Below are 8,935 nucleotides of genomic sequence, written 5' to 3'. Positions count from 1 at the left end.
GTCAGCCGTCCGCCGGCGTGCTGGCGGGCCACCTTGTCGGGGCCGCCCATGCCGCCGGTCATCTCCTCGCGGAGATGGAGTTCGTCGAGTTCCGGCGTCCAGTCCTTCGGCGCCGGCTTGTTGTCGGGGTTCGTCGTGTCAGGCATGTCCACCACGCAGCAGGTTTCCAGGAAGGGGACCGTTGGGGTCCACGGCGTCGGCATTGTCCTGCCGGATTACGGTGCCGTTGACAATCACCGCGTCGATGCCGTCGGCTTCCGAGATCAGCCGGTCTGCGCCGGCCGGAAAATCCCAGACACGCTGGACGGGTCCGCAGCCGACGGTCTCGGGATCGAAGATCACGATGTCCGCGGGCCGGCCCTCGGCCAGTGTGCCCCGGTCGGTGATGCCGAAGACCTCCGCCGGTCGGCTGGTCAGCATCCGCACGGCCTCCTCGATGGAGAAGACCTTCTTCTCCCGCACCCAGCGGCCGAGCAGATGCGTCGGCAGGCAGGCGTCGCAGAGCTGGCTGGCGTGCGCCCCGGCGTCGGAGAGGCCGATCACCGTGTTGCCGTCCTTCAACAGCGGCTCCACTTCGTCCTCGAAATGGTTCGCCACCGGCATGCGGAAGCGCGCCTCCAGATCGGTCGACAGGGAGATGTCGAGCATGAAATCCGTCGGATGCTTGCCGGCCTGGGCGGCGGCATCCGCCAGGGTCATCTCCGCCAGTTCGGGATGGCCCGGGACGTCGGCGATGATGGTCATGTCGAAGCTGCGCTGGAAGCCGGGACGGATATTGCCCGACAGCTTGTGGCGGAACGCGTCGCGGAAGTCCGCGTCGGCGTAGAGGCGCTTCTTCTCCTCGAAGCTGGCGCCGCGCACCGGCTTGAAGACCGAGACGGGCTCGAAGATGAAGGGCGCCTTCATCTGGATCTCGAACATCAGCGCCCGCGGCGTGACCTGGGGCACGATGTCGAGGCCCTGGTTCTTCAGCTCCCGGGTGCGCTCGAGATGCTCTTCCGCGGTGCCGTCGGCGAGTTGCGTACCCGCCAGCATGGCGGTCCAGGTCACGGGGCGGCCCGTCTGGCGCGCAATCCGCTCGAATTCCGGGATGAACAGCTCGCGGCCGATGGTGGCCTGCAGGATGCCCTTGTCCTTCTCGCCCAGCACGCCGGCCAGCGTCTCGATCTCCTGCATGGAGGCGAGGCGGCTCGGCACGGGCCGTCCGGCGTAGCCCGTATGGGTCACGGCCTTGGAGGTGGCGAAGCCGATGGCGCCGGCGTCCATCGCCTCCTCGACGAGGCGTTTCATTTCAGCCAGCTCGTCGGCGTTGGCCTCGCGCTCCGTCGCTTCCTCGCCCATGACGTAGAGCCGGAGCGGCGTGTGGCCGCAGAAGACGCTGATGTTGATCGCGGTGCCCAGCTTCTCCAGCGCGTCGAGATACTCCGGGAAGCTCTCGAAGCCCCAGTCGCCCAGGCCGCTCGTCAGTGCGGCCACACTCATGCCCTCGACGTTCTCCAGCGTGCGCATGATCAGGTCGCGGTGCTCGCGCCGCGTCGGCGCAACAGCGAAGCCGCAATTGCCCATCACGGCCGTGGTGACGCCGTGCCAGGGCGAGATCGACAGCATCCGGTCCCAGACGACCTGCGCGTCGTAATGGGTGTGGATGTCGACGAAGCCCGGCGCGACGACATGGCCCTTCGCGTCGATGGTGCGCTCGGCGTCCCCGTCCACCTTGCCCATGGCGACGATCCGGCCGTCCTTGACGCCGATATCGCCCTTCCAGCCCTTCGCGCCGGTGCCGTCGACGATGGTTCCGTTGGTGATCTTGAGATCGAGCATCTTCCGCCTCCTACTGGATCGGCAGGTCGTAGAGTTCCCGCACATTGTCGCGCAGGATGCGTTGCTTTTCGTGATCGGACAGATTGACGGTCTGCTCTGCCAGGATCTCCTGCGACCAGGGCCAGGTGGCGTCCGAATGGGGGAAATCGTTGGCCCACATCAGGCGGTCCACGTTCAGCAGATCCTTCATCTGGAAGGCCGACCAGTCGTCCTGAAACGTCAGGTAGATGTGCTCCAGGAAATACTCGGACGGCAGGCGCTGCAGCTCGTCGCACTTCATCCAGTAACGGTGGCGCTTGTAGGCGTGGTCGGCGCGGTACATCCAGTGGGGCGCCCAGCCGGCGTCGGCCTCGACGCAGACGATCTTCAGGTCCGGATGCCGGTCGAAGACGCCGCCGAAGATGAAGGTGCCCAGGATGTCCTGATTGCCGCGGATGATCGACTGGAAGGAGTTGATCCGCGGCCCCCGCGTGCGGCCGGCGGCGGCGTTGCTCGACGTCAGGATGTGGAACGACAGCGGCATCTTCAGGTCGACCGCGGCTTCGTAGAATGGATCGTAGATGGGGTCGTCATAGTCGGCGACCGCCGGCTCGCCCGGCATCATGATGCCGCGGAAGCCGCGCGCCTTCAGGTCCATCAGGTCGGCGATACCTTCGTCTACCGTGCGCATCGCGATCTGGGGCATGCCGAACAGCCGGCCGGGGGCGAAGTCGCAATACTCCTGCAGCCAGATGTTGTAGGCGTCGAAGCAGGCCTTCTTGTAGTCGAAGTCTGGATGATTGCAGAGCATCATGCCGACCGAAGGATAGATGATTTCGCCAAAGATTCCGTCGCGATCCTGGTCGGCCAGCCGCGCCTTGGGATCGTAGCCGCCCGGATGCAGGTCGCCGTAGTTCTGGGTGTTGAAGTTGAGATCCTTCGGATCCCGCCCCGCGGCGGCCACGAGCCCCATCGGGATCGGCTTGTCGAAGCCGGGAATGACGAAGACCTCGCCGAACTTCGGGTCCTTGACGATATGCGGCGCCTTCTCACGCCAGGCCTTGTCGATGCGCGCGGAATAGCAGTCCGGCGGCTCGGTGATGTGAGAATCGGCGGAAATCGGCGTGATGCTCATGGCGCAGTCCTCCCCTTGGAACGCGTACTCTTCTTTGGACGCATCCTAGCCGACATTCCCCAAGTGGCCTGCCGTTTGATGGAAAAATGGCCGGGCGAGGCCGTGCGGTCAAGCGTTTCTTCGCTCCGGACCGGGCGTGGCCTCTCGCAGACGTCCGGTTGTGAGTGCCTCAAGCCAAGCGGCGGGGGTGTTCCCGGCCTTTTGAGGGGTTTTCCAGCATGTCGGACGGACCTGTCGAGCCGGTCTCGTGGTGTTTGGGTCCGGATCGCTGTCACGCGCATGACGGCGGCGCTCGAAGTCGGTGAACGGCGGCGAGGATGGCGCGGGCGTGGCGCACGACGCGGGCCCCGATCTTTATCAGCTTGAGTTGCAGGCTGGTCAGGGACCAGTCCGCCATCTCCTCGGGCATTTCGATGCAGCGCAGGAGGGTGGCCAGGTTGTGGGCCAGCGCGTGCAGTTGCAGCCGGACCTTGTTGTCGGGGAGGCGCCTGCATGACAGCCGCGTCCAGTGGAAGGCGTGCTTGCCTTCCTTGACGTACTGCTCGGCGGTGCCGCGCCGGTTGTAGAACCGCACCACCCAATCTGGCTCGATGAAGCGGCCCACAACCTGCTCGTGCGCAGTCGCAAATGGTCGAGCCTGCGCGCCTTGGGCATGAACATTGCCAGGCGGCGTAGCATGGCGCGCGCCCGGGTCGCCGTCGCCCGCCAGCTCGCCGTCATCCTGCATCGCATGTGGCTCGATGCGACCGAGTTCCACTACGGCAAGGAACCGGTCGGAGCGGCTGCGTGACATCAAGCAGAAACCGGAGGAACAGGAAATATAAGCTTCGCCCGCAAGGGTGAGCCAGGATCGTCCGGGGGGACGATGGGCAAGGTGATCTCGTTGAGAGTCTCAAGCCTGCCGGGTCAACGCCTGCAAGGTCGTGAAACAGATTGAGACGCCTTGCTCTCCTGACCCCATCATGCGGCGGCCCCGCCAATGCGAGAATGGGCGCCGACAGCGAAGAGAAGCGTGTGACCCGCGGACGAACCGGAAAAAAGGAGCAGCTTGACCACAACGACCCCAATCAGAGAAGACTCTTAATGGCAGGATATGCGGGCACGGGCCTTGATCTCCCTCAAGCTGGCGCCGTTTCTGCACCCTGCGCGCCACCTCCCTGCTCTCCGCGCGCCTTTGTTCTGCCAGATGCTTGCGCGAGGGCCCCTTGCAGAAAGATATCGTGCGCTGATAATAAATAATGCTTATTACAGCAACCGAAGACGCGCGGAGCCCCGATGCACGATCCCGACCGAAGCCTCGGCTTCCTGGTGAACGACGTGGCGCGCCTGCTGCGGCGCAACTTCAACCGCCGAGCGCAGGAGCTCGAGCTGCCCCAGGCCCAATGGCAGGCGCTTGCCTACCTCTCGCGCCGGGAGGGCGTGAAACAGGTCGGCCTGGCCGAGAGCCTGGAAATCCATCCGATGACGCTGGCCCGCCTGGTCGACCGGCTGCAGGAAGCCGGCCTGGTGGTGCGCCGGCCCGATCCCGGCGACCGCCGGGCCTTCCGTCTCTATCTGACCGCCGCCGCCCGGCCGCTGCTCGATCGGATGTGGGAGCTTGCCGCCGCAACCCGGGAAGAGGCCATGGCCGGTCTGCCGGATGACAGGAGACAGGCGCTGATCGAGTCCCTGCGCCATGTGAAGCGAAACCTAGTCACGACCGAGGGCGGCGGTAGCGGCGACGAGCACCCGGGAAAAGCCATTTCGAATGCAGCAGGAAGCGTCTGAGCAGCCCCGGCCGCAGGGTCCGGACGAGAGATCCCCCGGCGCCCCCTCCGGGGACGATGCCGGACCGGGCCGGGACGCCCCCCGCCCCGCGCCCCGTCGCCGCTGGCTGCGGCGCTTCCTGCTGCTCCTCGGCCCGCTCGTCGTGGCGGCTTTCGGCGGTTACCTCTACGTTACGGGCGGCCGCTACGTCAGCACGGAGAACGCTTACGTCCAGGCCGACAAGGTGATGATCGCCGCGGAAGTCTCCGGCCTCATCGCCGAGGTCGCCGTGCGCGAGAACCAACGGGTCGCCGCGGGCGACGTCCTGTTCCGCATCGACGACCGGCCCTATCGGATCGCACTGGCCGAAGCGGAGGCGCGGCTCGCCAGTGTGCGCGGCGAGATCATGAGCCTGAAGGCGAGCTACCGCCAGAAGCAGGAGGAGCTGGCGCTCGCTCGGACCAACCTGGCGTTCGCCAACACGGAGTTCGAGCGGCAGTCCGGGCTGGTCGCGACCAACGCCGTCTCCCGCGCCAGGTTCGATTCCGCACGCCACGACCTCGACGTGGCGCGGCAGCAGATGCGGGTCACCGAGCAGGAGATGGCGCAGATCCGGGCACAGCTCGCTGGCGACCCGGACATCGCGGTGAAACGCCACCCCCGGTACCTCGCCGCGCAGGCGGTCGTCGACCGGGTCGCCCTCGATCTCGAACGCACCGTCGTCCGCGCGCCCTTCGCCGGCATAGCCAGCAATACCCCGCAGCCCGGTCTACAGGTGATCGGCAACGCCGCGTTCAGCAGCCCGGTGATGAGCCTGGTCGCGGACGCCGGCGTTTGGATCGAATCCAACTTCAAGGAGACCGACCTCACCCACGTCAGGCCCGGCCAGACGGTGGCGATCCACGTGGATACCTACCCCGACCACGAGTGGCACGGGACGGTGGAAAGCCTCAGCCAGGCGACCGGCGCGGAGTTCTCCGTCATCCCGCCCCAGAACGCCACCGGCAACTGGGTCAAGGTGGTGCAGCGCATCCCCATGCGCATCGCCGTCAAGACGAACGGCGATGACCCGGCGCTGCGAGCTGGCATGAGCACTACGGTCGAGATCGACACCGGACATCGCCGCCCCTTGCCCGGCTTCGTGCGGACGGCGCTGTCCTGGTTCGGCGTCTCGCGCACGGTCGCCGCCGAGGCGGAGGCGCCCCGATGACGACGGCGGCAGAGAGCACGCCGCTCGGGCGCGGCCTGATCACCGTCTCCATCATGCTGGCGACGATCATGCAGGCGCTGGACACCACCATCGCCAACGTGGCGCTGCCGCACATGCAGGGCAGCATGTCGGCGACGCAGGACCAGATCTCCTGGGTCCTGACCTCCTACATCGTGGCTGCTGCGATCATGACCCCGCCGACCGGCGTGCTGGCTGCACGCCTGGGGCGCAAGCGGCTGTTCGCGATCATGGTGACCGGTTTCACCATCGCCTCCATGCTGTGCGGCACGGCCACGTCGCTGGCGGAGATGGTGTTCTACCGCCTGCTGCAGGGCGCCTTCGGGGCCGGGCTCGTGCCGCTGTCGCAGGCCGTGCTGCTCGACACCTACCCGCGTGAGAAGCACGGCTCGGCGATGGCCATGTGGGGTGTCGGCGTCATGGTCGGGCCGATCCTTGGCCCCACGCTCGGCGGCTATCTGACCGAGGTCTACAACTGGCGCTGGGTGTTCTACATCAACCTGCCCTTCGGCATCCTGGCGCTCTTGGGCATTCTCGCCTTCGTGCCGGAAACGGCGCGCGACCGCCGCCGCTTCGATTTCTTCGGCTTCGCGCTCCTGAGCCTCGCCATCGGGGCCTTGCAGATGATGCTCGACCGGGGCGAGTCCCAGGACTGGTTCGCCTCCACCGAGATCGTGTCCGAGGCGGTGCTCGCGGGGCTCTTCCTCTACATGTTCCTGGTGCACATGTTCACGGCGCGCGAGCCCTTCCTCGAGCCGGGGCTGTTCAAGGACCGCAACCTCGCGGTGGGACTGTTCCTCATCTTCATGGTCGGCGTGGTCCTGCTCGCCACGCTCGCCCTGCTGCCGCCCTTCCTGCAGAACCTGATGGGCTTCCCGGTGCTGACCACCGGCTACGTGCTCGCGCCGCGCGGCGTCGGTACCATGATCGCCATGATCCTGGTGGGCCGTCTGATCGGCATGGTGGACACCCGTTTGCTGATCCTGCTCGGGATCGGCCTGACCGCGCTCTCCCTGTGGGAGATGTCCGCTTTCACCACCGAGGTGCCGGTCTCGACCATCGTCTGGACCGGCATCATCCAGGGGCTCGGCCTCGGCTTCATCTTCGTGCCGCTCAGCACCGTGACCTTCTCGACCCTCGCCCCACATTACCGCAACGAGGGCACGGCCATGTTCAGCCTGATGCGCAACATCGGCAGCAGCATCGGTATCTCGATCGTCTTCACGCTGCTCGCCCAGAACACGCAGGTCAACCATGCCGACATGGCCAACGTCATGACCCCGTTCCGTGCCATGCTGCAGTCGCCATTGCTGCCGCAGGTCTGGAACTGGCAGACGACGCCGGGGGTGGTGGCACTCAACGACGAGGTGACGCGGCAGGCGGCGACCATCGCCTATCTCAACGACTTCACCTTCATGATGTGGGTGACGCTGCTGTCCGCGCCGCTGCTGCTGCTGCTACGAAAGCCGCAGGCGCCCGCGTCCACGGGGCCGGCCGCGGCGGAGTGAGGATGAACGGGATCGGAGGCGGCACGGAATGTACCGACGGATAGTCCTGGCCTATGACGGCACCCGGGCCGGCCGTGAAGCGCTGCGGCAAGGCACGGATCTGGCAATCCTGTGCAAGGCACAGGTGTATCTCCTCGCCGTCGTCGCCCATGAGCTGGGTGTCGCGCTTGCTGAGGCGGCAGCACCTTCAGATTTGCCGGAGCGTGAATATCAGGAAGTGCGCCGCGTGCTGGCGGCGGGGGCGGAAGAACTGCGGCGCGCTGGCCTTGCCGTCGAGACGCGTCTTCGCACGGGCAACCCCGCCGAGGAGATCGGCCGAATGGCGCACGAGGTCGCCGCCGATCTGATCGTGGTCGGTCACCGCGAACAGAGCGCGCTGGCCCGGTGGTGGCACGGCTCCGTCGGCGCTTCGCTGCTCGCCCATGCGCCATGCAGCCTGCTGGTGGCCGTCTCGGACGCGGTGCCCGCACGATGATCAGAACAAGGTTAAAACCAGCAGCGTCGAAAGCTCCACGCGACAGCGGCGAAGAGCGGGCAAGAATGGTGCGGAGAAGGGTCGCCCGCCGCCGTGTCGCGGTTTTTCTGTCAACCGACTTCGGGAGTTGACCCCTCGGTGGAGTGGGCCCCTCGGGCCGGACACGATCAGGCGACATCTTTGACCGGCGGCCGGGCGTGCCGTGGCCCATGCCGTCGTCATTTGCAGGACACGGCCGGGCCGGGAACTGGAGCACTGCCGGGAGCGACGATAGCGCCCGCCAGTCGTTCCTCGACATAGGTGCGCAATGCCGCGCTGCGGGCGAGCTTCGCCGGCTGTGTAGGGCGGTGAGAAAGTAGACCATGTAGCGGCGGCGATTGGGCCTGCCGCGCCGGCGTAAAACCCGGCCAGTGGTAAGGCTGTTTTCCTTTTGGGAGAGCGGCCGGGAATGTTCGCCATGGAAGTCTACGCCGCCGTCCGGCATTTCGTATTCATCGAGGGCAACAGCCAGCGGGAAGCGGCTCGGATTTTCGGCCTGAGCCGCGAGACGATCTCGAAGATGTGCCGGTTCTCGCTGCCGCCGGGCTATACGCGGACAAAGCCGGTGGCGAAGCCGAAGCTGGGCCCGCTCATTCCGGTGATCGACGCGATCCTGGAGGCGGATCGGACGGCACCGGCCAAGCAGCGACATACGGCCAAGCGGATCTTCGAACGGCTTCGCGACGAGCACGGCTATGGCGGTGGCCTGACAGTGGTGAAGGACTATGTCCGGATTGCCCGCGGCCGCCTGCGAGAGACCTTTGTGCCGCTGTCGCATCCTGCGGGGCATGCGCAGGTCGACTTCGGCGAGGCGATCGGGGTGATCGGCGGCGTCAGGCAGAAGATCCACTTCTTCTGCATGGATGTTCCGCAATCGGATGCCCCGTTCGTGAAGGCCTATCCGCGGGAGACGACGGAGGCCTTCCTCGACGGCCATGTCTCGGCTTTCGACTTCTTCGGCCGCGTGCCGCTATCGATTCTGTATGACAACACCACGCTGGCCG

At 66.4% G+C, this 8,935-nt stretch carries 7 protein-coding genes and 2 pseudogenes; 6 read left to right on the top strand and 3 right to left on the bottom strand.

Annotated elements, in window-relative coordinates; translation table 11 throughout:
• Window positions 1-138: 138 nt before the first annotated feature.
• The 3 genes and pseudogenes from CWC60_RS00055 to CWC60_RS00045 all read right to left on the bottom strand — a co-directional run.
• Window positions 139-1,821, bottom strand: a complete 1,683-nt coding sequence (locus tag CWC60_RS00055; RefSeq protein WP_164516278.1) for an N-acyl-D-amino-acid deacylase family protein — start codon at window positions 1,819-1,821, stop codon at window positions 139-141.
• A gap of 10 nt (window positions 1,822-1,831) precedes the next feature.
• Window positions 1,832-2,935: an amidohydrolase family protein gene (locus CWC60_RS00050; protein WP_109792016.1), complete on the bottom strand. Its 1,104-nt coding sequence runs from the start codon at window positions 2,933-2,935 to the stop codon at window positions 1,832-1,834.
• Between the two features lie 271 nt (window positions 2,936-3,206).
• A pseudogene (locus CWC60_RS00045) lies at window positions 3,207-3,527 on the bottom strand (transposase); the annotation flags it as partial.
• Here CWC60_RS00045 and CWC60_RS00040 point away from each other — a divergent pair.
• The 6 genes and pseudogenes from CWC60_RS00040 to istA all read left to right on the top strand — a co-directional run.
• Window positions 3,522-3,725, top strand: a pseudogene (locus CWC60_RS00040) (IS110 family transposase); the annotation flags it as partial. The pseudogenes CWC60_RS00045 and CWC60_RS00040 overlap by 6 nt on opposite strands.
• A 485-nt stretch (window positions 3,726-4,210) precedes the next feature.
• On the top strand, window positions 4,211-4,702 hold the full coding sequence (locus CWC60_RS00035) for a MarR family winged helix-turn-helix transcriptional regulator (RefSeq protein ID WP_109792015.1): 492 nt from the start codon (window positions 4,211-4,213) through the stop codon (window positions 4,700-4,702).
• Window positions 4,683-5,891 (top strand): HlyD family secretion protein, encoded by a 1,209-nt coding sequence (locus CWC60_RS00030; RefSeq protein WP_109792014.1) that lies wholly within the window; start codon window positions 4,683-4,685, stop codon window positions 5,889-5,891. Before CWC60_RS00035 ends, CWC60_RS00030 begins: the two co-directional genes overlap by 20 nt.
• Window positions 5,888-7,417, top strand: a complete 1,530-nt coding sequence (locus CWC60_RS00025; protein ID WP_206419686.1) for a DHA2 family efflux MFS transporter permease subunit — start codon at window positions 5,888-5,890, stop codon at window positions 7,415-7,417. Before CWC60_RS00030 ends, CWC60_RS00025 begins: the two co-directional genes overlap by 4 nt.
• Window positions 7,418-7,445: 28 nt before the next feature.
• On the top strand, window positions 7,446-7,892 hold the full coding sequence (locus tag CWC60_RS00020; RefSeq protein ID WP_109792013.1) for a universal stress protein: 447 nt from the start codon (window positions 7,446-7,448) through the stop codon (window positions 7,890-7,892).
• Window positions 7,893-8,340: 448 nt separating this feature from the next.
• Window positions 8,341-8,935, top strand: a 595-nt coding sequence (gene istA / locus CWC60_RS00015; RefSeq protein WP_109792012.1) for an IS21 family transposase, incomplete at its 3' end; no start/stop codon positions are given.

The sequence above is a fragment of the Minwuia thermotolerans genome (genome assembly GCF_002924445.1).
Classification (GTDB): Bacteria; Pseudomonadota; Alphaproteobacteria; order Minwuiales; family Minwuiaceae; genus Minwuia; species Minwuia thermotolerans.
This window is presented reverse-complemented; position numbering and strand designations above follow the sequence as displayed.